Raw genomic sequence first — 26,912 nt, forward strand, 5'->3', positions numbered from 1 at the left:
TTGTTAGTTCCAGTCGCGAGGAGCCAGTTCTGTGCACTTAACGCAGATAAGCGTTTGGCCAATCATTGATGAGCGGCCTTTATAGTCCATTACCCATGGGCGGTTTTGCCAAGGCGGTTGATGCCGTACATGCTGATAATGCCCACAAGCAAGTCGAGCCACCCAATGCCGCTCATCGTCTAGTTCAAAACCTACGATCACTTGCTTCATCACTGTCCTTAGCGGCTAAACATGTCACGTAATACCATGTGAGTGCGCACCATTACCATTTTCTCCATTTGTTCTAATTGCAAACGGATTTCTTCAAGCCGCGCCATGCTTGCCACTTCAATATACAGCAGCATGTCTACGTCTCCTGAAATAGCTTGGCAGCGTTTTACTTCGGGAATACCGCGCATAATCTCGGCATAAGCTTCACAATTATGTTCTTTATATCGTAGCTCTAAATGCGCAGCGATAGGCGCGGCTTGCTGGGCATGACCTAAACGGGCGTGGTAGCCGCTTATTACACCTTGCTTCTCTAGATTGCTTATTCGCTCTGCGGTGGCCGAGCGAGACAGATTGACCTCTCTGGCAATTTGACTCACCGGTGTTCGTGCATTGTCGACCAACATAGCGACAATTTTTTGATCAAACTTATCCAAGCATTACTTCCCTATATCTACCCATTTTGGCTTAACCAGACATGTTGGCTGGTGTGGCTAATATGGCTCGGGCGTGAACCAAGCAAGCTCTTGATGCAACTCGGTAACGCTGCCTACCACAATTAGCGATGGACTGATGGCTTGCTCGGCCAGTATCGCTAGCTCTGCCAATTTGCCGGTAAGCACCCGTTGTTGTGGGGTTGCGCCGCGCTCGATAATGGCGCAAGGAGTGGCGTCGTCTAAACCATTGCTCACCAAATTGGCTTGAATTTGCGGGCACTGTTTCAAGCCCATGTAAAACACCAAGGTGTGGTTTGAATGGGCCAACGACGGCCAATCAATATCTTCACCATGTTGTTTTAAATGACCGGTAATAAATTGCACACTCTGCGCATGGTCGCGATGGGTTAGCGGAATGCCAGCATACGCCGTACACCCTACCGCAGCAGTAATGCCAGGCACCACTTCAAAAGGCAGATTTTCTGCAGCTAACGATTGTAACTCTTCACCACCACGGCCAAAAATAAACGGGTCTCCGCCTTTTAGGCGCACCACATGTTTACCTAGCTTGGCTTGGTCTACCAGTATTTGATTGATATCGGGTTGCGGTACAAAATGGTGGTCAAGCTGCTTACCTACGTACACCATCTCAGCCGTTGGCGAAGCTAAATCGAGGATCTCTTGCGATACCAAGCGGTCATACACAATCACGTCTGCGGTGCGGATCCGCTTAACCGCTTTTACCGTTAATAAGTCTGGATCACCCGGACCAGCTCCCACCAATGAAACAAAACCCAAGTCGCCATTTGGGGCTGAGGGAGATAAAGACATTTGCTGCATCCTTTTAAAATCTATTACTAACAGTTTAGCGGGCTAACGCCGATGGCGTAGAGTACCAGCTCTGTGGCTTGCTGCCTATATTAGCCTTGGCCTTGGTGTGGGTAAGCTAATATTCTTTAGAAACAAAAAAGCCCCTAAGCACAAAGGCTAGGGGCTTCTATCTTTTCAGCAAAATGCGCTGCTTAGTGATTAAGCGGCATTGCGTTGTGGCAAGGTTTTACCATGAGTCACATAAATGCTCATACCTGTTACCAATAAACCGCCCACAATGTTACCTAAAATAACCGGGATAAGGTTCCAGCCTAACCAGTCAGCAATAGTAAATTCGGCGCCTAACATCATGCCTAATGGAAATAAGTACATGTTTACGACGGCGTGTTCAAATACCAAACCGAAGAAGATGAAGATGGGGAACCACATGGCCAATACTTTGCCACCAACGGTTTTAGAAGTCATGGCACCAACCACGCCTAAACACACCATCCAGTTACACAAAATGCCTTTAACAAATACGGTAATCCAGCCGTTTAAGCCGTGCTCAGCAAAACCTAAAGTACGCGCGGTAGAAGCTTTGATAAACGCTTGGCCTACAGCACCCGGTTCAACACTAAAGTTCATGGTAAAGGTTAAGGCTACCAAAAACGCCACTGCCACAGAACCAATTAAGTTACCTAAGCCTACTAAGCCCCAGTTACGTAATACACCCGCTTTAGTAACACCAGGACGTTTTTCTAACAACGGCAATGGTGCAAGTGCAAATACACCGGTCATTAAATCAAAACCCATCAGGTTTAAAATACAAAAACCCACTGGGAATACCAATGCACCCACTAGCGGAATACCAGTTTGCACGGCTGCGGTAATCGCTACTGCTACCGCAATCGCTAAAATAGCACCAGCCATAATGCCGCGAACAATGGTATCGCGGGTCGACATAAACACTTTGCTTTCACCGGCATCGATCATGGTTTGAACGAATTCAGCGGGTTTTACGTAAGACATATTAGTCCTTAATGTTAAAGTTAAATCGAAATTCTTTAGGCGCTTACGGCTACCTTGCCGGCGCTAACTTTTACTGGATAGCTAGCAACAGATACTGTTGGGTTTTCTAGGCATTCACCGCTGGTTAAATTGAAGCGTTGTTTTTTAAGTGGGCTAGCAACCCAAAGTTGACCTTGATGCTCAACAATCAATCCGCGTGATAACACGTTAGATTGAGCAAAAGGGTCCATGTTATTAATCGCAAATACTTGCTCGTCATCACGTGGGCGGAACAAAGCTACTTGAGCCCCGTTCACTAATGCGCAAATACCGGTGCCTGGGGTGATGTCGTTTAATTTACAAACTGTTTCAAAGCTCATGATTATGCCTCCAACTCAACGTGTAGAATGTCGCCTTTAGCGCCGGGATTTTTTTCTGAGAACGTCGCAGGGCGATGCTGTTCACGCTCGTCCACAAACACCACGTTGTTGTCACGTTGGTCACTGTTAATAAAGTGAGCAAAGCGTTTTAGCTGTACCTCGTCGTTAATGGTATCGGTCCATTCACAACTAAAGTTTTCAATTAACTTCGTCACGTCGGCTTCGAGCTGTTGGTTAATACCCAATTTGTCGTTAACGATCACTTCACGCAGGTAATCTACGCCGCCTTCTAGGTTTTCTAACCACACTGAAGTACGTTGTAGTTTGTCGGCAGTACGGATGTAAAACATCATGAAACGGTCGACATATTTAAGTAGCGTGGCTTGATCTAGATCGGCCGCTAATAAGTCGCCGTGGCGAGGTTTCATGCCACCATTACCGCCTACATACATGTTCCAACCCGCGTCGGTAGCAATAATGCCTAAGTCTTTACCTTGTGCTTCGGCGCACTCACGGGTACAGCCCGATACACCAAACTTCATTTTGTGTGGGGTACGAATGCCTTTGTAGCGATTTTCTAACATGACACCTAGGCCAACACTATCTTGCACACCAAAGCGACACCAGGTGCTACCCACACAGGTTTTAGCCATGCGCAGCGCTTTGCCGTAGGCTTGGCCGGTTTCGTAACCTGCTTCGATTAGCTTGCGCCAAATAGTAGGAAGGTCGTCTTTTTGCGCGCCAAATAAACCAATACGCTGCGCGCCAGTAACCTTGGTGTAAAGCTTGTATTCTTCGGCCACTTCGGCCAATACGCCAAGGGCTTTCGGCGTTACTTCGCCGCCCGGCATGCGCGGAATCACCGAGTAAGTGCCGTCTTTTTGCATGTTGCCAAGGAAGTTGTCGTTGGTGTCTTGCAAGCTCACCAATTGCGGTGCTAATACATGATCGCCCCAGCAAGAAGCCATAATTGAGCCAACTGCAGGCTTACATACTTCACAACCATAACCTTTGCCGTGCTTAGTGAGCACTTGGTCGAAGCTTTTCAGGCCTTCGATGCGAATCAGGTGGAACAACTCTTGGCGTGAGTATTCGAAGTGCTCACATAAGTGGTTGTTTACTTCTACGCCCGCTTTAGCCAGCTCTGCATTAAGCACTTGGCCAATCAGTGGCAAACAACCGCCACAACCAGTACCTGCATTGGTAGAGGCTTTAATTTCGGCCATAGTGGTTTGACCGTCAGCCACTGCTGCAGCGATCTTACCCTTAGTAACATCAAAACAAGAGCAAATCACCGCTGAGTCAGGCAAAGAGTCTGCGCCCATTGCCGGCTTTTCGCCTCCAGCATGAGCAGGTAAAATAAGCGTGTCTGGGTGCTCAGGTAAATCAATGTCGTTAAGCTTAAGCTGCAACAAGTTACCGTAGTCAGCGGTATCCCCCACCAATACGGCACCCAATAATTTTTTACCGTCTTCAGATACGATTAAGCGTTTGTATACGCCCTCTTCATCGTTTTGGTACACAAAGCTCTTACAATTTGGTGTGCGGCCGTTGGCATCGCCAATGCTGCCTACCTTTACACCGAGTAACTTAAGCTTGGCACTCATGTCGGCGCCTTCAAAGGCGTTGTCGTTGCCCAATAAATGTTCAACGGCCACTTGCGCCATTTTGTAACCAGGTGCGACTAAGCCAAAGAAGCTCTCATTCCAAGACGCACATTCGCCAATCGCGTAAATGTGTTCGTCTGACGTTAAACACTGGTCATTAATTGCAATACCGCCACGAGGCGCAATGCTTAATTCAGATTGGCGCGCCAACTTATCTTGTGGGCGAATACCGGTAGAAAATACAATGAAATCCACTTCTAATTTGCTGTCATCGGCAAACTGCATGGTGTTGCGAGCTTGCTCGCCTTGCGCTTGGATTTCTAAGGTGTTTTTGCTGGTATGCACTTGCACACCCATGCGCTCAATTTTGTTGCGCAGCAATAAACCGCCTTGCTGGTCTAATTGCTCGGCCATCAGCACTGGAGCAAATTCAATCACGTGGGTTTCTACACCTAGTGCTTTAAGTGCACCCGCAGCTTCTAGCCCTAATAAACCGCCGCCGACTACTGCGCCGCTTTTGCTCTTTTTAGCGCTAGCTTCAATGGCTTTTAAATCTTCAATGGTGCGGTAAACAAAACAGTCTTTATTTTCGCTGCCCTTAATAGGCGGTACCCAAGGGTAAGAGCCCGTCGCCATTACTAGCTTGTCGTAGTTAATTTCACGGCCAGTGCTTGAATAAACCACTTTTTGCTCACGGTTAATGTTGATAGCGCGCTCGCCTAACAACACCTCAATACCGTGTTTCTCGTAAAAGCCATGCTTCACTAAAGATAATTCTTCAGCGGTGTGATGAGAAAAGTATGAAGACAAATGAACGCGGTCGTAAGCTACTCGCGGCTCTTCACAGAAAACGGTTACGTCTAATTGGCTCAGATCAGCTTTATCAACCAAATCTTCCAAATAACGGTGACCCACCATGCCATTGCCAATTACAACTAGCTTCAACTTGCTCATAGAATTCCTAGGGACAAAATAAGATTAATGCGCGGATAATAGGATGTAACAAAAATAAAAGAATGATGTAGATCAATAACAACTTTAAACTACCCTAAAGAGGTATATTGGTCATTTATACTGCAAATTCTGAAATATTCTTACACTTGAGTAATAAAAACACACTAAAAAACACGTATTTCGCCTAACGTGATTTTGTAAACAGATGAAATTATTTTTCACATACCTACTCAAAATAGGTAGTTGGTGTGAATATTGAGCACTGAGTTTACACACTCAACTACAGTTAAATCAGGTGGGCGTTAACAAACAGAGTAGGTAATGATAAATAAGTTAAGTAAATGTTATCGCAGAAAATTTAGACTACTTGCAGGTATTGCTTGGCTAGTTTCTCACTCGGTCATTGCCGTAGAAAATATCAATTTGACCAGTGGCGAGTGGCCTCCTTATTTATCAGCTAAATTAAGCAAAGGAGGTATTGCTGCGCAAATTGTCAGCGAGGTTTTTGCCCTTAATAACATCAATACTTACTATGGCTATTATCCTTGGAAGCGCTCTTATGAGTACGCTCGCCGCGGATTTGGTGCCGCGAATGCTAAATGGCACGGCAGCCTTGCATGGGTCAAAACCCCGCAACGCGAGCAACACTTTTGGTTTAGCGATCCCATTGTTAGTGACAAAGAGGTTTTATTCTTCTTAAAATCTAGGCCGATTCACTGGCAAAAAATAGAAGATTTAAAAGGAGTCACTATTGGTGGAACCATGTTTTCTGTCTATCCCTCGCTTGAGAAAGCCGCCAAAAACCAGCTTATAGTGTTAGAAAAAGTAGGCGATTATCAGCGTCTATTCGAACGACTGCTACACAAACGGATAGATGCGGTTGCTCTCACCAAACATGTCGCGCTGCATTATATCAACTATCAGCTCAGTAACAGCGATGCTCAGCAAATTAGCTATTCAGAAACCTTGCTCGAACAACGTAAGTTTCGTTTGATGTTATCTAAGCAATATCCAGACAATCAACGATATCTGAAACAGTTTAATCAAGGATTACGAACGCTAAAATCTAGTGGGAGATATTCCGAATTAGTCGACCAATTTACCCCGCGTTTATTGTCACCGTTAAATTAACGGCAATAGGCGACTAATTCACGTGAATTTCCGCTAAGTTCACAGCTTTCAAGGAAACCATTTAGGACTATGATTGAGTTTTCCACCCTCTAGCAGTTGTTACCTATGAGTCGTTTACATCAACAATTAGGCATTAGCCAAGGCGTTGCCTTGCTTGCCACTTCTCTTCTCGGCACGGGCATATTTGTGGTACCCGCCATTGCCGCCAGCATTGCTGAGCGCAGTTCACTATTAGCCTGGGCCATTCTCATCGCTTTGGTACTGCCTATCGCCTTTACCTTTGCCGCCTTAGGCAAGCGCTATCCACACGCGGGTGGTGCCGCTCACTTTGTGGGAAAAGCCTTGGGGCCGCGCGCCGAAAAACTCACTGCCTTTTTGTTTCTGTCGGTACTGCCAGTAGGTTTACCGGCCGCGCTAGTGATGGCCACGGGGTTTTGGCAGGCGGTATTCGAACTAAGCCCAATCATGTCTCTGGGTATTCAACTCTTTACCTTGCTATGTATGCTATTGCTGGGTTTAGGCGGCGCTAAACTGTCGGGCAATGTGCAAGCCATTATCGCATTGGCCATTGTTACGTTGGTGGCGGCATTATGGTGGCAAGCCGATATAGTGAGCAGCGACTATCAATTGCCCAGTGACCTAGGCAGCCCCAATATTGTGCCTGCGCTGGCGGTGATGTTTTGGTGTTTTGTTGGCATTGAAGCTTTCGCTCATATGGGGGAAGAATTTCGCCGCCCTGAGCGTGACTTCCCCATCGCTTTATTGCTTGGCGTGTTTGTAGCAGGCGCTGTGTATTGGGCAGCCTCGGTAGTGGTTCTAAAGTTTGGTGCTTACGGAACTCAGCATGCTAATACTCAATCACTGCCGCATGTAGTCGCTTTGCTGTTTGGCCCTCATGCAAAGTGGCTAGCCGCCATAGTTGGCTACTTAGCCTGCTTTGCTAGCATGAACATTTATATTCAAGGTTTTGCACGGCTGCTTTGGAGCATGGCTGACGAAGGTCACTTACCCAAGCAACTGGCACATTTATCGACAAACAAAGTCCCCACCCGTGCACTAATTACTATTGTTAGCGCCTGTGTTATTAGCTGCGTTGTAGCGTGGTTATTTAAACTGCCGTTAGATGAGTTGATTCGCTACGCCAATGGCAATTTCATTGTGGTATACCTATTAAGCATGATCGCTGGTGCTGTATTGCTTAAGGGCGTATTCAGAATACTGGCTATCACTGGCGCCGCCTTATGCTGTTTGCTGCTGCTTGCGTTGGGCCAACAAAGTATCTACGTATTGCTGCTATCAATAATATTTTTGTTAATTCAGCCTTTGTTTATGCAAATAAAGAAACAATGGAAAGTGTCTAAGCTACCCGAGGGTTGATAGCTTTAGGCGCCGTTGCTTCATAAGCAATCACTATCCAAAATGTATCGAGCACCACTTTGTCGTGGTGCTTTTTAAACTTTAAGCTTCACTTGCAGCCTTTTCGCTATTGCCGTAGGCTAAAAGTTCATCACTTAGGAAATGACATGACCCAAGTTTTCATCACCGCCAAGTTCAGCAGTTTGCTCGCATTAAATGTGAACACTACTGCGGTTAAATTGTGGCTGCTGCTTACTACAAGCAGTGGTGAAGATTAGTTATACATTTTCACTGGCTGCGAAGCGCAGCCAGCCCCTTTGCCCTTCGTAGCCTACTTTTTTACCCATAATAAGGCTCGTAAGGACATGAATAATCACAAACCGATATACCGTCAAATCGCCAGTCGCTTTTCTGCCAACACTATTGGCCTAGTACTCGCGCTGGTTGCTACTGCGCTGTTCTCCCTCAAAGCGATTTGGATCAAGCTTGCCTATCAACACGATATCGATCCCGTGAGCTTAATGACTTTGCGTATGGCGTTTAGCTTACCCATTTACTTGGCGCTAGCAGGTTTTTGGTGGAAACAGGGGCGCTTTACCAATAAACCGATTGCCGGTTTTACCCTAAGAGCATCTATAGTAGGTATTGCGGGTTATTACCTTGCCAGCTTTTTGGATTTAAGCGGTTTGCAGTACATATCAGCCCCTTTGGAACGGGTGGTATTGTACGCTTATCCTAGCTTCACTATTTTGGTGGCTTGGTTGGTCTATCGGCAAAAACCACAAGCTATATTTGTTATCGCACTACCGCTAAGCTGGGTGGGTGTGGCATTAATGATGTGGCATGAAGCAAGCGCAACTCAGTTAAGCAACAACGTGGCTCTAGGCACTAGTTTAGTGGTGGCGAGTGCGTTTAGCTTTGCCGTATATCTGGTATTTAGTAAAGCCATTGTCAGTAAAATAGGCAGCCAAGCATTTACGTGTATTGCAATGATAGCGGCAAGTTTGGCAATTTTTGTCCATTATTTCCTGCAAAGTAGCAGTGTTTCCCTAAGTGCTTATCCATCTCAAGTATATTGGTACGCACTAAATATGGCGATATTCTCTACGGTAATACCGTCCTTTTTATTTAGCGAGGCAATTCACCGTATTGGCGCGCAGCGTACCTCTATTTCCGGCAGCGCTGGGCCGGTATTTACGCTACTCATGGCAGTGTGGATTTTAGACGAGCAGGTAAACATCTTTCAGCTAATAGGTATTGCCCTAGTGGTGGCTGCGGTAGCCTTGCTCAATAGAAAATAACCGCTAACAGCGCGGTAGCTTGCTAGGTCGATGTTCAGCCAGTTACACTAGGCTAAACATCGACTTTTAATGACTCATGAACACGCTTAAATATCTCGGCGGCTACCCCGACACGCTACATTCGCAAATACAAAACTTGATTGAGCAGCAAAAACTGGGCGACTTTTTGTTAGCCAAATACCCCACCATCCACAACATTCATAACGACCAGGCGCTAAGGGAATATGCCACTGAACTAAAAAACCGCTATATGCGAAAATCAGCCCCATTAAGCAAAGTTATTTACGACAAGAAAATTCATGTCGTGAAACACGCCTTGGGTTTACATAGTTATGTTTCACGTGTTCAAGGCAACAAACTAAAAAGTAAAAATGAGATCCGAGTTAGCAGCCTGTTTCAAAAGGTGCCAGAACCGTTTTTGAAGATGATTGTGGTACATGAGTTGGCGCATCTAAAAGAAAAAGAGCATGACAAAGCGTTTTACCAACTCTGTCAGCATATGCTGCCTGATTATCATCAATTAGAATTTGATACGCGGGTGTATTTAACCCAGTTAGAATTGGTTGGGCCAATTTACTAACCCAACCAGATCGCCAATTAGGCGAATACGCCATTACCCTTGGGGTTTGCGCCGTAGTTATTGTCGTCGTGGCTATCTGAGGCCAAGAACACAATCAACACAATAAGGCCGATAATCGGTATAAAAGCAATTAGCTGCCACCAATCACTACGCCCCGTGTCATGTAAACGTCTTGCGGCAATGCTGATGCAAGGAATCAACATTCCTAGTGAAAAGATAAGTGACAATAACTGCATGCCAATAGCAGCATCAATAACACTTAAGATGATGCTAATTACCATGTAAATCATGGCTAAACATCCAATATTCTTTTCTGCGAGCTCGCCCTGAAAATTCGGCATATTTCTCAACGCGCTAATAAAGTATTCCATCATAATCCTTTTCAATGAGTCAGATAAATTCAAACTGGTATGACTAACACCAGCTAAAAAACACGCTAACCCATTGTTAAAAAAAACTATGATGCAAATCAGTGATCAATTAATAAAGGCAGAGGTAAGTAGCAGCGAAAGCAATCAGGCCACCTAGTACCTATTTGATAGCGGCAAATTCAATGCTTATGGCATCATCTCTTTATACATTTATAACGGCTATAAATGATTGAATATATTCGCTTAGCCGAAATAAATAACAGGCCTAATCACTACGTTTTACATTAATTTGGTGAACGCTTCCCTAGTTAGTTATGGCAGGCACCTAGCGATGCCGAAAAACTCGATGCTATCGTCAATATTTCAATTACTTAAGCCAACATTTATGAGTTACTCGTGGTTTTAAGTTACCTGCTATGCTTTAACAGAAAATGCTTAGCTAAATAACTTGAATCGCAACAGCGAACCCAATAGAGTAATTACTCTATATTGTTAAGGATGATACTTAGTGATTACTCGATTTAAGAGCCCTAAACTCTTTTCGGTAGGTTTAGTCGGATTATTCTGTGCGCTAGTGAACAGTACTTGTTTCGCAATGAGCTTTGAACAAGCATGGCTAGAAGTGCTAGAGAAAAACGAAAGCCTCGCCGCGAATAAAGCCAGCGTGGCTCGTTCCGAGGCAATGCGTGATGCCGCCAAAGATTTGTATTTTCCCAAGGTGGACTTAACCGGTAACTATACCCGTTTAGAAAAACCGGTCTCTCTTGATCTAAAAGACTTAGAACCACTCGCGTCTTTAGATTTAAGCGGGCTTGACCCAGCATTAGGGCAAATTCTAGCGCCTTTATTAAACTTACCCACGGTAACCAACTTCACTGAACAAGATATAACTACTAGCTCTATTCGCGCCATTTGGCCTTTATATACTGGTGGTCGCCGTGGCGCCGCTATTGATATTGCTCGCGAGCAGAATATTGAAGCAGGCAAAGTGCTGGCCATGCAACAACAAGCTAAGTTTGAAGACTTAGCCAAAGTGTACTTTGGTGTAGTGTTGGCCGCCCAAGTAGCAGAAACCTACAAAGATGTTGAAGACGGCTTAAAGAAGCACCAGCGAAACGCATTAAAACTAGAGCAGCAAGGGCAAATTGCTTATGTGGAGCGGCTGCAAGCCGACGCTTCATTTGATAAAGCGAAAGTCGATACCAAAAAAGCGCTACGCAACTACGAAATAGCCCAACTGGCCTTAAATGAGTTAGTGCATAGCCAACATGCAGTGCAACCCAGCACAAGCTTATTCACCGAAGAGCAGATCCCCGAACTAGAAAGCTTTATGAGTCATACGCTGAATAGTTATCCTGGTTTGGCCATTCTCGACAGTAAATCAGAACAAGCCAAGAAAATGGTCACCATTGCCAAAGGCAGTTATATGCCAGAGGTTTATATGTTTGGTAACTACGATATTTATAAAGGTGATAGCCTAGCCGCTAAATACGCGCCCGATTGGATGGTGGGTGTTGGTGTATCGGTACCGATTATTGATAACTCTGGACGCTCGGGCAAAGTGCTCGCAGCCAACAGTACCTTAGTGCAAATTGGCTATATTCGGGCTCAAGCCGAACGTGATTTAGGCTTGTTAGTGGAAAAAACCTACCGCGAAGCGGAGCAAGCTTTAGAGGAATATCAAGGCTTGGAATCTACTTTGGCACTGTCGAAAGAAAACTTACGGATCCGCTTAAAAGCCTTTAGCCAAGGTTTGGCTACTTCGCTAGATGTAGTCGACGCCGAGATGTACCAAGCCAGCGTAAAAACGCAGCGCCAGTCGGCTGCTTATCACCATGTTATCGCCTTAGCAAAGCTCACTGCACTCAGTGGTGAAATGGCGCAGTTTTCACAATATTACCGATTTAACTAGGGTTTACTTATTATGCGCAAGCTTTCAGCTGTTTTACCCATTGTTCCGCTTTTGGCCATTATTGCTTGGGTGGCGTACTCATTTTGGCAAGCCTACCAACCTAAGCCGCAAATTTTACAGGGCCAAATCGAGGCGCAGCAATACAACATATCCTCTAAAGTGGCCGGCCGTATTGATCAAGTATTGGTAAGGAAAGGCGACCAAGTTGAACCGGGTCAGCTGATATTTTCTATTACTAGTCCAGAATTAGACGCCAAATTGGAACAAGCAAAAGCCGGACAAGAAGCCGCGTCAGCCATCGCAGAGCAAGCTGAAAACGGCGCACGCAGCCAAGAAATATCAGCTGCTAAAGATCAATGGCAAAAGGCACTAGCAGCCTCTAAATTGGCAGAAAAAACCTACCAGCGAGTAGATAACCTATTTGAAGACGGCGTAGTGTCTGAGCAAAAGCGTGATGAAGCCTATACCCAATGGCAAGCCTCTCGTTATACCGAGAACGCCGCCTCACAAATGTACCAATTGGCGAAAGAAGGCGCCCGTGACGAAACCAAACGCGCAGCGTTAGAGCAAGCCCGCGCAGCCGCCGGAGTGGTTGCCGAGGTAGAAGCCTTTTCTAGCGATACCTTGGTAAAAAGCTGGCATTCCGGCGAAGTGAGCCAGTTGCTATTGCAGACCGGTGAGCTGGCTCCTACCGGGTTCCCAGTGGTATCGATTATAGATATGCAAGACGCTTGGTTAGTACTGCATGTGCGAGAAGACCAACTCAGCCAGTTTCAAACTGGCGAGCAATTTGTAGCGAAGTTACCCGCGTTAGACAATCAAGAATTTAAATTTGAAGTGTCTCACGTAGCGGTAATGGGAGACTTTGCCACGTGGCGAGCCACCGACAGCCGTACTGGTTTTGATTTGCGTACCTTTGAGATTGAAGCAAGACCGTTACAGCAAATTGAGCAGTTGCGGGTAGGCATGAGTGCCATTGTGGCGCTTGAGCAATAAGCCATGCCACATACCGATGATTCAAGCCTTAGCCTAAGGCAGTTAGTTGCCCAGCAATGGGCATTGCTGCGCGATAACCGTTGGTTAATGGCCATGCTAACTTGGCTGCCTTTGCTGGCTTTTGTTGGTGTGTGGTGGGTATTTTCCTCAGGGTTAACCCGCGATTTAGATATTGCAGTGGTGGATCACGACCACAGCCAGCTATCGCGTAGCTTAATTCGTCATTACGATGCTAGCCCCACCTTAAAAGTCGTCAGTGTAAGCGGCGAACCAGAAGCGCGTTCATTGCTACGAACTGGCGAAGTATCTGCTTTAGTCATTATTCCCAGAGATTTAGAGAAACATACCAAGCTTGCCCATGCCCCAACAGTAGCGGCGTATTACAACAGCCAATTTATGGTACTGGGTAAACAAATTAACTCTGCGTTGCGCCAAAGCCACGGTACGTTTAGTGCCAAAGTTGAAGTGGCGCGGGCACTCAGCCACGGCAATACTCAAATACTACAAGCGCTAGGCTCAGCCTTACCCATACGTAACCAAATTAGTGCTTTGTATAATGGTAATAGCAATTATGCCCAGTTTATTGTGTCGGCTGCACTGCCTGCCTTTTGGCAAATTTTGATCATGGCAGTAATGATTTTAGTCTTAGGGGCGGAACTGCGTGACCATAGCTACAAAGCCTGGTTAGCCAAACAAGCTTGGCAAAAAATCACCGTAAAGTTACTGTTTTTTGGCAGCCTACTGTGGTTGCAAGGGGTCTTGTTATGCACCTTAATGTTCCACGGTTTTGATTGGCCAATGCGCGGTTCATGGAGTGTATTATTGCTCGCGCTACTGCTATGTGTGATCGCTTCTCAAGCAATAGCGTTAATCTTTATGCTGTTGTTTCAAGATGTTGCCCGAGCATTGAGTTTTGCTGGCGCGCTTACGGCACCAAGCTTCGCGTTTATGGGAGTGACTTTTCCGGTTAGCGACATGCCTTGGTTTGCCCAGTTTTGGCGACAACTTATCCCCATTACCCATTACATTGAAACCCAAGTATCGCAAGCCAACTATGGTGCAAGTGCCCTGCAATCTTTACCTTCTTTACAGGCTTTGTTGCTATTTAGCGTCTTGTTTATTAGTGCCGCTTGGCTGATTCGAATTCGCTTTACGCAACCAGGCGCTCAGGAGCTACGGTCATGAGTTGGTGGGTATTACTGCGTTTAGAACTGCGTCGAATTTTGGCCAATCGAGCCTTGTTGTTAACAGTATTTGGAGGCTTGCTGCTCTATGCGTTTTTGTATCCGCAGCCCTATATAAAACAAACTTCCCTGCAGCAACCGATCACCGTTATTAATGCCGATGGTAGCCAATTAAGCCGCCAGCTCATCCGTATGGTAAACGCCAGCCCTCTGCTAGAAGTCACCAGCCAAGTCGCCAGTATTGAGCAGGCTCAACAGCTATTGGTTGAACGCAAAGTAGGAGGCTTGCTAGTGATCCCAGAGAACTTCTATCGCGATGTTCTAATGGGTCGCTCACCCACTCTCTCTTATGCCGGTGATGCCTCTTACTTCTTAGTGTATGGCACTATTGTGCAAGGCTTGGCGGAAACGTCGGCCACCTTGGCTGCTCAGGTTAAAGTCGCCAAAATGGTGGTCGATGGCGTGCCTATCTCTCTTGCTAGCCAACTGCATTCACCCGTACAGCTCAGCACCAACGCAGCCTTTAATGCTCATCAGGGTTACTTGGATTACGTTATTCCTGCGGTATTTATTGTAATACTGCATCAAACCTTGTTGATCGCCATAGGCTTACACGCCAGCCCGACCAAGCCAGCAATAAAACCCAATTTAGTTCGCTTTTTTCCGGCGTGGAAAATAGTTGTAGTTCGCAGCATATTGTTTGTGGCGATTTACTGGCTAATGAGCAGCTTTTACATTGGTGTAGTATTGGATTATTACGGCGTACATCACTGGGCGAATGTGGCTGATATTTACAAACTATTGCTGCCATTTTTGCTAGCCGCTAGCGGATTAGCCATGTGCATCGCCAGCTTGCTGCCTAAACGAGATTACGCCACTATCGTTGGCTTAATGACTTCGCTTCCCATTGTGTTTGCCTGCGGCTTTATTTGGCCTTTGAGCTCCATTCCCATGCCTATCAATATTATAGCGGATTTAATTCCGGCCAAACCGATGGTATTGGGCATGCTAAAAATGAATCAGATGGGAGCAAGCTTTAGCGAGATTCAACATCACTTCATTCACCTATGGTCATTGGCAGGCTGTTACTTTGCTTTGGCTGTCGCGATGGTTTATTGGCAATCGACGTCAACCCCTAAGGTAGATGCTGCCAAATCAGCATTGCCTTCTTCACTCTCAGAGTGAAAACGGCATGGAATAAGTCGGTATTTGAACTGAGCTGAAAATAAGACAATTCAAGAGCTTATACTTCTAGCGTAAATAGAACCTAGCAATACGCGGGCAGATCACAAAGAACAAACACAAAAGCAACAAATCATCAACGTTCGTCACAGATCCATTTGCTCACTCTGTAAACAATTGTGGCCAAAGTTTATCGTTTACTGGTAGAGCAATTAGCTCGCACCTTGCAGTTTGGCATTTTGCCGGCTGTGCGTGCGATTAGGCTGTCAGCCTAACGCATCAGTGACTAACATTGGATGGTGGGAATACTATGGAACAGTTTTATTTTACTTATTACGTAAACCTTTTTGCTAGAAAAGCGAATAAGCTTAACAAGAGAAAGGTACATTCTTAGATTGCTCTCAGTCTAAAGTAAAAAGCCAGTCTCTTTAGAGTACTGGCTTTTTTTAGGCCTTTAATTTTAATTACTCACCAAAATTCACCAGCACAGTTAAACCTGGCTGATTACTTTGCAGCTTCACCTCTCCGTCGTGTAAACGAATAATCGCCCGCACTAAGGGTAAACCTAAGCCATAACCGGGGCTGTTTCTGCTGCTTTCTAAACGGTATAAACGCTGAAATACTTTATCGGTTTCAGACTCAGGAATGCCGGGGCCATTGTCGCTAAGCGAAAAACCCATAGCGTTAACTGTTAGTGTAATTTGGCTTTGCTCTCCAGCATATTTACTGGCATTTTCTAGCAAGTTGTAAATAGCACGAAATAGCAAGGTCGCATCACCTTGCAACTTACACGCTTGCTTAATCTCTACATTAAGCACTTGATTGCGCTGTTGAGCTAGTGGTTGAATCAGCTCAATGGCGTCTTCTGCAATATTGGCTAAGTCTAACGGCTTAAAATTAGCTTTTTGCTGCTGTTGTTCCAAGCGAGTGAGCTCTAACATGGCAGTAAAAGTAGCTAATATACCGTCTAATTCGGCTAACATGCTGCTAAGTTGCTCGCTAGTGACACGCTGCTTTTCAGCATCTAATAGCGCTTGTTCCAAACGTAATCTTAACCGCCCTAAAGGAGTACGTAGATCGTGAGCAATGGCATCAGTAACTCCCGTAATGGCATCAAAGGAGTGTTCGACTTGCAGCAACATTTTGTTGATATGAGTTGCCATGTGATCAAACTCGTCATTGCGTTTGCTTAATGGCACTCGCGCACTCAATTCGCCCGCTTCAACCTTAAGCGCAATCTCGTTAATGCTATTCACTCGGCGCAATACTTGAGCAGAAAAGAACCAACCGGTAATCAGCCCCAAAGCTAGGGCAAGTGCCAAGGCCGCAATGCTGGCTTGAATAAATTGCTCACGTAAATCAAACAGGGCTTCGTCATCGGTAGCCACCAGCAAGCGGCCATTGTCGAGGCTTTGTACACAACCAGAAAATAGCCGGATTTCATTGTAATTATAAACAGGAAAGCGCGCTATTTGCGGGCAGGCAGTCACTCGTTTAGGAATAGCAGCTAAGCGACCATAGGTGGTGTGGTTATCGTTGTAGACCATAATAAACTGGCGCGATTGTTCGGCTTGTTGCTCAAACTGACGAATAAAATCAGCTTGGCTAAGTTCTTCGGCCAATACTTGTTGCTGTTGTTGCAATTGATTGAGCTGCAGAGTTTGGCTGCGGCCGAGCTGACCAACGCTGAGTTGGTAAAGTACCCACAGCAATATGCCAACCACCAGCATGAGCAGCCCCGTATAGAGCCGAGTTAAGCGCCAAACTGAGCTCGCCTGGTGGTTATTTCGCCACCATCCGGTAACCCACGCCACGTACGGTTTCAAGTAGTGGGTTATGGCCATCAAGTTCTACCTTTTTTCTTAAGCGCGCAACATGCACATCAATAACATTGGTTTGTGGATCAAAATCGTAATCCCATACTGCCTCAAACAATAAGGTGCGGGTAACCACTTGGCCAGCGTGTTCCATTAAATAACGCAACAGCTTAAATTCTTTAGGTTGCAGTACAATCTCTTGCTGGCCACGCCAAACCTGTCTAGCCAATAAATCCATGCTGAGATCGGCCACCTGCAATTTGTTAGATTGCGGCTCTGCTTGGCCACGCTGCCGCTGTAAGAGAATTTCTATTCTTACTAGTAACTCAGCCAAAGCAAAGGGTTTAACTAAGTAGTCGTCTCCACCTTCTCGTAAACCTTTGACCCGTTCATCTACACTGTCTAAAGCACTCAAGATCAGCACTGGCAAGGTTTTGTTAGCATTGCGTAGCGTAGACAACACCGTTAAACCATCAAGCTTAGGTAGCATTCTGTCTAGTACCAGTAGCTGGTAGTTGTGCTCTAAAGCGAGAAACAGCCCATCTTGGCCATCACTCGCCACATCTACCTGATAGCCTTGCTCAGTTAAGGCTCGCTGCAAAAACTGCTGAGTCGTTAAGTCATCTTCTATAACTAATATTCGCACTCGATTTGGCCTATAGCTAGATAAAGATAAGGTTGGCACTTGGCCAACCGTAGCATCAAGAACTTAGTGCTTAAGCACTGGAATGGTCTCGCCAGTAACAACATCTACTATCACGCGTTGTTTACCCTGTTGACCTAATAATTTGAACTTGTAAAAGGTAATGCCTTTTTCGTTTTCTAGTTCAAATTCCAATACTTGTGCTTGGTATTTATCATTTAACATGGCAATGGTTTGCTGCAGTGAAAGTTCTGACTCCGCTACTTGCTCCAAGGCCAAACGCTCATCATCGTCTATTTTACTCACACCTAATATGGTCAGTTTACTGCTTTCATTTTTAAGCATTTCGCCATCACTCAGGCTTAGCTTAAGTTTGTGTTGTTGTTCTTGCGCTAAGTTAATCACGTCCACTTCGTAAACCGCTTGGCCTTTATAGTCGTCCAGCTCAAGCTCGGTGATATGGCCTGGGTAAGTGGTGTTAACCTTTTCAATGGCTTGCTCTAAGCTAAAGCCCGCTTTTTTAAGCGCTAGCGCGGATAAGGCATCATCGTCGGCAATCGCTGCGGTTGAGGTTAACGCTACGGCAGCAGCAACACATAATTTTTTCGAGAATTTAATTGGCAGTTTCATTCGGTAATCCTATTTGCTTAATTGACGCTAAGCAGTTTATAAAACCGCGCCTTACCACAAGGTGGCTGCAACATTACATTTTGTTCATCTTAATTAACACAAGCGAAAAATATTAGAACAATGATGAGTAAGCGCCTAATGCACTTATTCAACCACAAGCTGATGAGAAGATAAATAATCAATGGAAGCAAACACTTGTGCTAGGTTGCCAATTAGTTTTTAACCAACTGTTCGGCTGTTAGCTTACGTAGCACAGCGGCTAAACTATCGGCAATGTCTTGATGTTTATCGTGTAAATAATGATAAACCGGAATAGCATCTAAGCCGGGTGACAGCATTTCTATTTGTTTGTGCCAATATTTTTTTACCACATACTCGCCAATCGATTGCGGCAGAATAACTACGTCAACCCGCCCTCGGCCTAACATGGTGAGAGCCTGATGGGCATCACTAAAGAAGACTGTGCTGGCGTGATTTTCTAGTTTAACTTCTAAAAACAGATGACCACGAACCCCAGCGACCTGATAACCCTGCAAATCTTCCCATTGTGAAATATCTATGTCTTCGCGTTTCACAAACGCCGCAATATTAATGTAAGCCAATGGCACGGGAATCATTAAGTGATGAGGTAAATAACTGGCGACATACTCGGTTCGAGCTAACTCGGCATCAATGCCAAAATTGTTCTTAGCTTGATACAAAGAACGCTTAGCTGGCATAGGAATTATCTCTACCTGATAACCCAGTTCGGCGTAAGCGTTGCTCACTAACTCGCTCACGTTGGGAAGAGCCGCTATGGTTTCTACTGTTGAAATACGAAGGCTTGGCCCCGCATGAAGCTTAACGCTTATTAACATCAGCATTACCAGTACAATCATTTTCATGCTATTTCCTTAGTCCCTAAAGGAGAGCAATAACTGACAATATACTTTTTAGTGTAGTTGATGTTGCGATGTTTCAAACCTTCAAATTAACTCATTTGAAGGTTTGCAGGTCTCACTTAAGCTTCAATATCTACGCTTTAATCATTTAACCTTTCGGTAAGCATTTGAATTAATGGCTGATTCGATTTATCGGCTTGCGGAAGACTGCCAAAGCCAAAATATAAACCAAAAGGATCTTCATGATAGGTATGCAAATTAAAATGGGTTTGATAACTGTCAGCTACGTCTAATACATCACTCACCCACTGTAAGCCGCCCGCTTGGTCTTTAAAACACGCAGCGATACAGCCAAACTCACCTAAATATAAAGGCACTTGTTGATCCATTCCCCATTGCTCGATAGGTCGTATTATTTCGGCTATCAGGGCTTTATCCCAAGGTAAAATAGCGTTAACACCGGTTTGGAAGTCTAAGCGCGCTTGCACATGAGCCGCGCTCCCTGCATTACTGGTTTTGGCCCAGGCGGAGATTTGATAATAATGGCCTAGGGTTGGCACAATAAATTGCTGGGAACTACCGCTGTTAGCATCACCACTGGTATTGCTAATCTGAATGGCATCTTCGCCTTCTAGAATGCGCGACCTCGAAACGCCCTTGTTGTTGGCTGCCCAAAAGTACCAGTTTGAATGTTGGCTTAAATCCACCTCAATGTGCCGCAATATTTGCTCGCCATCAGCGGTGTATTCAGTAATGGTTACCTGCTTAAACCAAGTATCTCCTGCGTTATTAGCAGAGACTAAAGCCGGATACATTAACTCTACTTTGGGGTCTGTAAGGGCAAACTTGTGCCCCTGCAAATACTGCCAATCTGCATTGTGCTCACTCAATCTAGGGTTATTGAAATAGGCGTCGTACCAGTGCGGCGAACCGATAACTTTAACGCGCTCAGGATCGGGATATTGCGCCGGTGCTTGAAATTGGCTCAACCAAGAGGCTTGCTGATGGGTGTAATCAATCGGCTCGTAAAAGTGATACTGATAAACAATATTGGGGTCGTCTAGCTTAAAGAAGTTTTGTTGCTGATCGATCTGCCATTTGCCTTGCACCGCTAATAAGCGTTCTACAAACACAATATGCTCGGGATTTACTTGGCGAATCGCCGCAAGCGCTGTAGTGGCCAAATCCACCCATTGTTGTTTACTGCGGCTAGTAATGGGTTCATTCAGTAAATCGAGACCAGCAATATTAGGATGGCCTCGATAGCGTTTGGCAATGGCCTGCCACAAACTCACCAGCCGTTGTTGGTTTTCAGCTTGCTCCCATAAGGCATCACCGCCACCTAAAGACTGAAAGCCACCCTGCGGTACATGCATATTTAACACTAAATAGATGCCGTGTTTTTCAGCCCACTCTAGGTTTTGATCCAACCAATCCCAACCCGCTTGATGATATTGATAAGGTGCAGAGTCACTTTCAAAGGTTTGGTAGTTTAGGTAAAAGCGAATGCTGTTAAAACCCATCGCCTTAACGCGTTCAAAGTCTTGTTCGTTATGATGTTTGTTAGGAATACGGGTATTTGCCCATACCTCGTTGCCAAAAGCGACGCCCTTTAAACGCACTTTTTCACCTTTACCGTTAACGATAAAGCGTCCCTCAACCTGTAAGCGTAATTGCGAATCGTAGTCGGCCAGTGGGCGGTAAACGCTCACATTTTGCAGCGCTTGTTGTTGAGTAACAGAACTAGAACTACACGCCCAAAGGCTAATCAGTAAGGAGAGAATAAACACTCCGTGAAAACAACGCATTACGAGTCCTTAGTGTGAAAGTTTAAGTCTGTGATCAAATATACCTAGCCCGCTACGATAAAAACCCAAGCCAGTTCACTGAACAAAATCTTGGCGATATTTCGTAATTAAAAACCGTTTTTTTGCAAAGCTGTGAACACAGTAATAACGAGGGAATATATGCAGATTGAGGCTATATCACCATTAAGCCCCAAGCTAAGGGATTGCAAGGCGTTACCCACTGAGTGTTTTCGTTAGCAAATGATAAAACCAGCCGCACAATACATTCTTCAGGTTTAACAATCACTTCCTAAGCCTATATAGAATCACTAACCTCAGTAAGATTTAAAATGGGAAAGCATCTCTATTGTGTGGTGTGATTCAATTTTAATTGTTACATTATCACACTGTTTTATTTTAACATTGCTCATGTTTTGCGCTATTTCCATTCTCTTCAATTAAATAAGCTGCTATTGCTGGCCATGCTCATACTCCCTTTAGGGCTGAGTACCGTGTCGCTTATGCATTCAATGGAAATGGAACATGAGGCTCACGAGCATCATCAATGTGAAATGTATGAAGCAATTAACAATGCCGTGAACGCAGCGGCAACACTGGAATGTCGCTCAGATAAAGCCCATTGTTATCAGACGTTTGAACCACAAGCTATAGCATTCATCTCAAAAGAACTTCCTCGTACTCGGTCACCTCCTAGCGTTGCTTAAGCTTCAAATACAATTTTTTTATCCCATTTTTATAACGCTAATTAACATCGTTAGGACTTGTTATGACCGAATTATCGTACGCTTCTATCAACAAAAAGAAGAAGCTTAAACGTGGCATCTTAGTTGCCACGGTTATCGCAGTGGGTGCAGTTATCGCATTTACCGCTACCCAAAAATCATCAGACCAAATTGTTCCATCTAAAGCCAATACTCTCTCCATCAGTGGACCTTGGGAAATATCCAGCTTAGATCCGTCTAAGCAAGGCTACATTTTGACGCGGATGCAAGTGATTGAAACCTTGCTAAATGTAAATAGCAAAGGGCTTATCACCGCTGGTTTAGCGACCGAATGGCGCAGTAGTGAAGACGGCCTGACATGGCAGTTGAGCCTGCGTAAAGGTGTAACTTTTCATGATGGTCTGCCCATGGATGCTGACTCAGTAGTTCAAAGCCTAGAGTTTGCACAGAGTAAACACGGCACCTTAAATAAGGCCGAAGTGGTAAGTATAAAAGCGCTAAACAGTGAACAAATTAGCATTGAGTTAGCTAAGCCTTATGCTGCGTTTGCTTCACTACTAACCAACTATTCCAATGCAATTTTATCTCCCGCGTCTTACAAACAAGATGGTGCAGTTGAGACACTCTTTGGCTCAGGGCCTTACCAAATGAGTAGCTTTGCACCGCCACATAAGCTAACAGTGAAGAAATTTGACAACTACTGGGGACAAAAACCAAGCATTGAGTTTGCGACCTATTTGACCGGACATAGGGCTGAAAGCCGGATTCTCCAGGCTAAATCAGGTGAGGCAGATATCGTATTCACCCTGGAACCATCAATGCTGGGGCAATTGGATGGCTCAAATGAAGTGCAGCTCTATAGTCACTTAGTGCCGCGTACCATGTTCATTAAATTGAATGCTGCGCATCCATTCTTGGATGACATACAAGTACGTAAAGCCTTAAGTATGGGACTAAACCGCGCAGCCATTGCGACTAACGTGCTTGGGTCTGAAGGCTCGGAAACCTCGCAATTGATGCCCAGTTCAATGTCACAGTGGTTTGTTGAAGATATCGAAAGCAATAGCTATGACTTAAACCAAGCCCGCAACATTTTGGCTGACCTAGGTTGGCAACAGGGTGACTCTGGCATGCTTGAGCGTGATGGCAACCCATTTAAATTAACCATGATTACTTACGCTGATCGCCCCGAGCTAACCACCGTTGCTACCGCAATTCAGGCCCAGTGGGCTAAATTGGGGGTAGAGCTTAAGGTGGATATTACTAACTCAAGTATGATTCCTGCAGGCCATAAAGACGGCTCGTTAGAAATGGCATTAATCGCCCGTAACTTTGGTTTTAATGGTGACCCTCTTCCTATTATGAGTACTGATTTCGCCCATGGTGGCGGTGATTGGGGAACCATGAATTGGAACAATGCGGAGGTGGATAGTGCCATTACAGAATTGGTGAGCTCGCAAGATCCTGAGCGTTCTTTAGAACTCAGCCAACAGGTTGCCGCCACAATTTATAACGAGTATCCGGTATTGCCAATATCCAGTTATAGCCAACACACATCGGTTAATAAGCGCGTTAAAAACTTCCAGTTCGACCCGTTTGAGCGCGATTACTTCATTAACCAGATGGAGATTAAATAATGATATGGGAGCTTCTTCGGAAGCGCCTTTACCAATTAGTGTTGGTGGCGTGGGGAGTAGGCACACTAACCTTTGTGTTAATGCGCAGCCTACCGGGCGATATGGCTTACCGCATTGCGGCAAGCCGCTACGGTCAAGACAATGTCGATTCGGCTGCCGCTGAATTAGTCCGACAAGAACTCAACTTAGACCAAGGATGGCTCTCAAGTTATGTGAATTGGTTGTTAGAGTTATTACAGTTTAACTTGGGGAACTCTCTGGTGAGCGGTTTGCCGGTGAGTGAAACCGTGCTACATCAGCTCGGTCACTCGCTGCTGTTAGCGGGCTTTGGTATTGCATTATCAATTTGTATTGCACTGCCCCTTGGTACTTGGTCAGCCAAAAAGGGAGGGCTGGTAAATTCAATAATGGTGTGGTTTTCCACTTGCACCCGAGCCATGCCTGTTTTTGTTCTTGGCTTAATTTTAATCCTGCTTTTTGCCTTGGAATGGCCACTGTTTCCGGTGGCGGGTTTTGGCACTTGGCAACACTTGGTGCTTCCAGGCATTACCCTTGCCATTAGCTTAGCTGCGGTGTCTAACCGGGTGGTGCATGGCAGTGTTCGAAGAGTATTACGCTCGCCCTTTTACCAGTTCTCTCGGGTTAAAGGTTTAAGTGAGCGACAAACCTTCTTTCGCCACGGCATGCGCAATATGGCGGTGCCCATCGTTGCCTTTATTGGGATTCAACTGGTCAGTGTTATCGAAGGTATTGTGATGATTGAGTCACTGTTCTCTTGGCCTGGTGTAGGACATGGTTTAGCCCATGCAATCTTCGCTCGTGATATTCCAGTTATTCAAGGCTGTGCTTTAACCATGGGGGTTCTGTTTGTGGTGCTGAATGGCATTATCGATCTACTGTGTTATTGGATTGACCCTAGAGGGGAGCAAGAACAATGATTAAGTCATTAAGCTTGAACCAAAAATTAGGGCTAACGCTTTTACTGGGGTTATTTGCTTTTGCTTTGTTGGTGGGTGGCTTCTCGCCCTATACCATCGATGAGCAAAACCTCTCTATTCGCCTTATAACGCCTAACAGCGACCACTGGTTTGGCACAGACCATTTTGGTCGCGACATGATGACAAGGCTAGCCAGCGCCATTGTATTGTCATTTAGTTTAGGAGTGTTCTGCGTACTCACCTCATCGATTCTTGGCGTTACCTTAGGCGTATGCTCCGCATGGGCTGGCGGCCGCGTAGAACAAAGCTTAGATGTACTGGTAAACATACTGTTGGCCTTACCTGGCTTGGTATTGGTGTTATTGCTATCGGCGATTGCTCCAGGGTCATTTGTGGTGCTGTATTTTGCAATTTCGTTGGTACAGTGGGTGGAATATTACCGCGTTACTCGCGCGATTACCCGCACCTTGATGGACAGCCCTGAGCGCCAAGTATCAGTAATGATGGGCTTTGGGAAATGGTATCAATTTAAGCGCCATATATGGCCAGCCATCTCTTCCTCAGTATTCACCATGGCAGCCTTTGGTGGTGCCAATGCCATCTTAATGATGGCTTCGTTAGGCTTTGTTGCTGTAGGTATTCAACCACCATTGGCCGAGTTAGGTTTGATGAGTGTTGAGCTATTCCCATTTTATGTTGAAGCGCCTTGGGTATTAATGCAGCCGCTTATTGTGGTGGCATTGCTAGTACTTGGTTTTCATTTGTTAGCAGGAGCGAGTCGTGAATCTCTTAATTCAACTCACTGATCTATCGATCAATGCAAAAGAGCTTGAGCTCCTTCAGCCGCTTTCACTGAGTCTTTACCAAGATAAATCTTTAACTATTCTTGGCCAAACGGGATCAGGCAAGAGTTTGTTGGCACAGGCGATTATTGGCCTACTCCCCAACGAGTTAAGCCAACAGGGTCAAGTGGAAGTATTTGGTAAATTACACGATCGCGGCTCTTTAGTTAGCTTATGGGGTAAAGAGGTGATTATGTTGCCGCAAGAGCCATGGCGCGCGCTAGACCCTTTAATGCCAGCTTACCAACAAGTGTTAGAGGTCTATGAGTGTTTACATGGTTTAAGTCATGAGCGGGCGTTTAACCAAGCGATGGAAGATTTAGAAAAAGTCGATCTAAAATCCAGTGCTTTAAAAAGACCGGGCCAATTATCTGGAGGCATGGCGCAACGCTTAGCGGTAACAGCCGCAACTGCAGGTGGTGCTAAGCTGATTTTAGCTGATGAGCCAACTAAAGGTTTGGACGTAAGCCGCCGAGATGACATTGTTCAATTGCTGTTGCAAAGTGCTCAAGGTGGCGGCTTGCTCACCATTACTCATGATATTGAGGTGGCAAGGCAAATTGGTGGCGACATCATAGTGATGAAAGAAGGTGTTGTAGTTGAGCAAGGCAGTGCAGAACAAGTGCTGAATCAACCCGAGCATTCTTACACACAATCACTTATCGGTGCCGATCCTCGACATTGGGTTCAACGTACTAAGGGCTTGATAGATAAAAAGCCGGTGCTAAGTGCGACAAGCCTGGCGATTGGTCGAAACGGCCAGGCGCTGTCTGCAGGCATTGACTTTACCATTCACGCTGGCGAAGTAGTAGGCGTTGTAGGCGACAGTGGCAGTGGTAAAAGTACGCTGGGTGACACCCTGTTAAATTTGCTACCACCGATTAGTGGCAAGGTAAGTAAGCAAGTATCAAATACCAAACCCTATCAATGGCTAAAGCTATTTCAAGATCCACCAGCGGCCTTTACTTCAAGCGTAAGCCTTGGCGTATTGTTAGAAGATGTTATTAATTTGCATCAGATTGATAGAGCGCGAATAGCGCCTTTGATGATCAAGCTAAAGTTAGCTCCTGAGTTACTTGCGCGAAGAAGTACCGAAGTCTCTGGAGGTGAATTACAGCGCTTTGCTATATTACGGGCTCTGCTACTCGACCCGATATTTTTGTTTGCCGATGAGCCAACATCACGGCTCGACCCTATCATCGCAAAAGAAGTCACAGACTTGCTGGTAGACCTCGCTAAAGAACAGGGTTGTGCCTTGCTTCTGGTGAGTCATGACCCGCACATGATAGAGAAGCGCTGCGATACGGTGGTGCAATTGAAGTAAACCGCAATAGAAGCCTCTAAGGCGCTTTTTTTTATTGCGAACAATTGGAGGTCAGTACTAAGTATTGACCTCCAATTATGTTTATCTACCCGTTCCTATCCTCATATAAAACCTGCGGCTACAAGGCATTCAGCTCAATTATATACAATGAAATATCAGGAATAATTAGTCAGAAAAACCACTGGAAGAGCTACAAATTAAACTTGCGGAAGAATCATACTAAACCAACGCTTTATTGCGGCAGACCATAC

23 protein-coding genes and 1 pseudogene are annotated in these 26,912 nt (G+C 45.4%); 12 read left to right on the forward strand and 12 right to left on the reverse strand.

The window, feature by feature from the left end; genetic code table 11:
• Positions 1 to 3 precede the first annotated feature (3 nt).
• From Q4549_RS12540 to nirB, 6 genes are all read right to left on the reverse strand, one after another.
• Positions 4 to 210: a DUF3565 domain-containing protein gene (locus Q4549_RS12540; RefSeq protein ID WP_303552229.1), complete on the reverse strand. Its 207-nt coding sequence runs from the start codon at positions 208 to 210 to the stop codon at positions 4 to 6.
• An 8-nt stretch (positions 211 to 218) separates the two neighbouring features.
• Positions 219 to 644: an Lrp/AsnC family transcriptional regulator gene (locus Q4549_RS12545; RefSeq protein ID WP_137672517.1), complete on the reverse strand. Its 426-nt coding sequence runs from the start codon at positions 642 to 644 to the stop codon at positions 219 to 221.
• Between the two features lie 57 nt (positions 645 to 701).
• Positions 702 to 1,475 carry a uroporphyrinogen-III C-methyltransferase gene (gene cobA, locus Q4549_RS12550; RefSeq protein WP_303552232.1) on the reverse strand — a complete coding sequence of 258 codons (774 nt, stop codon included), beginning with the start codon at positions 1,473 to 1,475 and terminating at the stop codon, positions 702 to 704.
• Between the two features lie 198 nt (positions 1,476 to 1,673).
• Positions 1,674 to 2,486 carry a formate/nitrite transporter family protein gene (locus tag Q4549_RS12555; protein WP_137672519.1) on the reverse strand — a complete coding sequence of 271 codons (813 nt, stop codon included), beginning with the start codon at positions 2,484 to 2,486 and terminating at the stop codon, positions 1,674 to 1,676.
• A gap of 35 nt (positions 2,487 to 2,521) precedes the next feature.
• The gene (gene nirD / locus Q4549_RS12560) at positions 2,522 to 2,845 is read right to left on the reverse strand and encodes a nitrite reductase small subunit NirD (RefSeq protein WP_368411618.1); all 324 of its coding nucleotides are present in this window, start codon (positions 2,843 to 2,845) and stop codon (positions 2,522 to 2,524) included.
• Positions 2,846 to 2,847: 2 nt separating this feature from the next.
• Positions 2,848 to 5,406, reverse strand: coding sequence for a nitrite reductase large subunit NirB (nirB, locus tag Q4549_RS12565; RefSeq protein ID WP_303552235.1), 2,559 nt, complete (start codon positions 5,404 to 5,406; stop codon positions 2,848 to 2,850).
• Positions 5,407 to 5,727: 321 nt separating this feature from the next.
• Here nirB and Q4549_RS12570 point away from each other — a divergent pair, with 321 nt between their 5' ends.
• The 4 genes from Q4549_RS12570 (at position 5,728) to Q4549_RS12585 (ending at position 9,774) form a co-directional block, all read left to right on the forward strand.
• Complete coding sequence (locus Q4549_RS12570; protein WP_303552238.1) at positions 5,728 to 6,537, forward strand: ABC transporter substrate-binding protein; 810 nt, start codon at positions 5,728 to 5,730, stop codon at positions 6,535 to 6,537.
• Between the two features lie 105 nt (positions 6,538 to 6,642).
• A complete protein-coding gene (gene yjeH, locus Q4549_RS12575; RefSeq protein ID WP_303552241.1) occupies positions 6,643 to 7,914 on the forward strand; it encodes an L-methionine/branched-chain amino acid transporter in 1,272 nt (423 codons plus the stop codon).
• Between the two features lie 344 nt (positions 7,915 to 8,258).
• Positions 8,259 to 9,194 (forward strand): DMT family transporter, encoded by a 936-nt coding sequence (locus Q4549_RS12580; protein WP_303552244.1) that lies wholly within the window; start codon positions 8,259 to 8,261, stop codon positions 9,192 to 9,194.
• A gap of 76 nt (positions 9,195 to 9,270) precedes the next feature.
• Positions 9,271 to 9,774: a M48 family metallopeptidase gene (locus Q4549_RS12585; protein ID WP_303552247.1), complete on the forward strand. Its 504-nt coding sequence runs from the start codon at positions 9,271 to 9,273 to the stop codon at positions 9,772 to 9,774.
• A 17-nt stretch (positions 9,775 to 9,791) separates the two neighbouring features.
• Here Q4549_RS12585 and Q4549_RS12590 read toward each other — a convergent pair.
• A pseudogene (locus tag Q4549_RS12590) lies at positions 9,792 to 10,145 on the reverse strand (DUF805 domain-containing protein).
• Positions 10,146 to 10,653: 508 nt separating this feature from the next.
• Here Q4549_RS12590 and Q4549_RS12595 point away from each other — a divergent pair.
• The 4 genes from Q4549_RS12595 to Q4549_RS12610 are packed head-to-tail and all read left to right on the forward strand — an operon-like array spanning position 10,654 to position 15,422.
• A complete protein-coding gene (locus Q4549_RS12595) occupies positions 10,654 to 12,057 on the forward strand; it encodes a TolC family protein (RefSeq protein WP_303552250.1) in 1,404 nt (467 codons plus the stop codon).
• A gap of 12 nt (positions 12,058 to 12,069) precedes the next feature.
• Entirely contained in the window at positions 12,070 to 13,053 is a 984-nt protein-coding gene (locus Q4549_RS12600) for an HlyD family secretion protein (RefSeq protein ID WP_137672527.1), read from the forward strand.
• Positions 13,054 to 13,056: 3 nt separating this feature from the next.
• Positions 13,057 to 14,238 carry an ABC transporter permease gene (locus tag Q4549_RS12605; protein WP_303552253.1) on the forward strand — a complete coding sequence of 394 codons (1,182 nt, stop codon included), beginning with the start codon at positions 13,057 to 13,059 and terminating at the stop codon, positions 14,236 to 14,238.
• Positions 14,235 to 15,422 (forward strand): ABC transporter permease, encoded by a 1,188-nt coding sequence (locus tag Q4549_RS12610; protein WP_303552256.1) that lies wholly within the window; start codon positions 14,235 to 14,237, stop codon positions 15,420 to 15,422. The genes Q4549_RS12605 and Q4549_RS12610 overlap by 4 nt, the downstream gene beginning before the upstream one ends.
• A 461-nt stretch (positions 15,423 to 15,883) precedes the next feature.
• Here Q4549_RS12610 and Q4549_RS12615 read toward each other — a convergent pair whose 3' ends face one another.
• The 5 genes from Q4549_RS12615 to Q4549_RS12635 all read right to left on the reverse strand — a co-directional run bounded on the left by Q4549_RS12615 (position 15,884) and on the right by Q4549_RS12635 (position 21,198).
• On the reverse strand, positions 15,884 to 17,263 hold the full coding sequence (locus tag Q4549_RS12615) for a HAMP domain-containing sensor histidine kinase (protein WP_303552258.1): 1,380 nt from the start codon (positions 17,261 to 17,263) through the stop codon (positions 15,884 to 15,886).
• Positions 17,202 to 17,882 carry a response regulator transcription factor gene (locus Q4549_RS12620; protein WP_137672531.1) on the reverse strand — a complete coding sequence of 227 codons (681 nt, stop codon included), beginning with the start codon at positions 17,880 to 17,882 and terminating at the stop codon, positions 17,202 to 17,204. The genes Q4549_RS12615 and Q4549_RS12620 overlap by 62 nt, the downstream gene beginning before the upstream one ends.
• Before the next feature lie 63 nt (positions 17,883 to 17,945).
• Positions 17,946 to 18,509, reverse strand: a complete 564-nt coding sequence (locus tag Q4549_RS12625; RefSeq protein WP_137672532.1) for a PepSY domain-containing protein — start codon at positions 18,507 to 18,509, stop codon at positions 17,946 to 17,948.
• A gap of 212 nt (positions 18,510 to 18,721) precedes the next feature.
• The gene (locus tag Q4549_RS12630; protein ID WP_303552260.1) at positions 18,722 to 19,393 is read right to left on the reverse strand and encodes an ABC transporter substrate-binding protein; all 672 of its coding nucleotides are present in this window, start codon (positions 19,391 to 19,393) and stop codon (positions 18,722 to 18,724) included.
• Positions 19,394 to 19,530: 137 nt separating this feature from the next.
• Positions 19,531 to 21,198 (reverse strand): cellulase family glycosylhydrolase, encoded by a 1,668-nt coding sequence (locus Q4549_RS12635; RefSeq protein ID WP_303552263.1) that lies wholly within the window; start codon positions 21,196 to 21,198, stop codon positions 19,531 to 19,533.
• Positions 21,199 to 21,964: 766 nt separating this feature from the next.
• Between Q4549_RS12635 and Q4549_RS12640 the strand changes: the two genes are divergently transcribed.
• Genes Q4549_RS12640 through Q4549_RS12655 form a run of 4 tightly spaced genes read left to right on the forward strand, consistent with a single transcriptional unit; the run spans position 21,965 to position 26,661 of the window.
• Positions 21,965 to 23,557, forward strand: coding sequence for an ABC transporter substrate-binding protein (locus Q4549_RS12640; protein WP_303552267.1), 1,593 nt, complete (start codon positions 21,965 to 21,967; stop codon positions 23,555 to 23,557).
• Positions 23,557 to 24,495: an ABC transporter permease gene (locus Q4549_RS12645; protein WP_303552269.1), complete on the forward strand. Its 939-nt coding sequence runs from the start codon at positions 23,557 to 23,559 to the stop codon at positions 24,493 to 24,495. The genes Q4549_RS12640 and Q4549_RS12645 overlap by 1 nt, the downstream gene beginning before the upstream one ends.
• A complete protein-coding gene (locus tag Q4549_RS12650; protein ID WP_303514783.1) occupies positions 24,492 to 25,301 on the forward strand; it encodes an ABC transporter permease in 810 nt (269 codons plus the stop codon). The genes Q4549_RS12645 and Q4549_RS12650 overlap by 4 nt, the downstream gene beginning before the upstream one ends.
• Positions 25,276 to 26,661, forward strand: coding sequence for an ABC transporter ATP-binding protein (locus Q4549_RS12655; RefSeq protein ID WP_303552272.1), 1,386 nt, complete (start codon positions 25,276 to 25,278; stop codon positions 26,659 to 26,661). The genes Q4549_RS12650 and Q4549_RS12655 overlap by 26 nt, the downstream gene beginning before the upstream one ends.
• The last annotated feature ends 251 nt before the right edge of the window (positions 26,662 to 26,912 follow it).

The organism is Agarivorans sp. 2_MG-2023, from assembly GCF_030548085.1.
Classification (GTDB): Bacteria; Pseudomonadota; Gammaproteobacteria; order Enterobacterales; family Celerinatantimonadaceae; genus Agarivorans.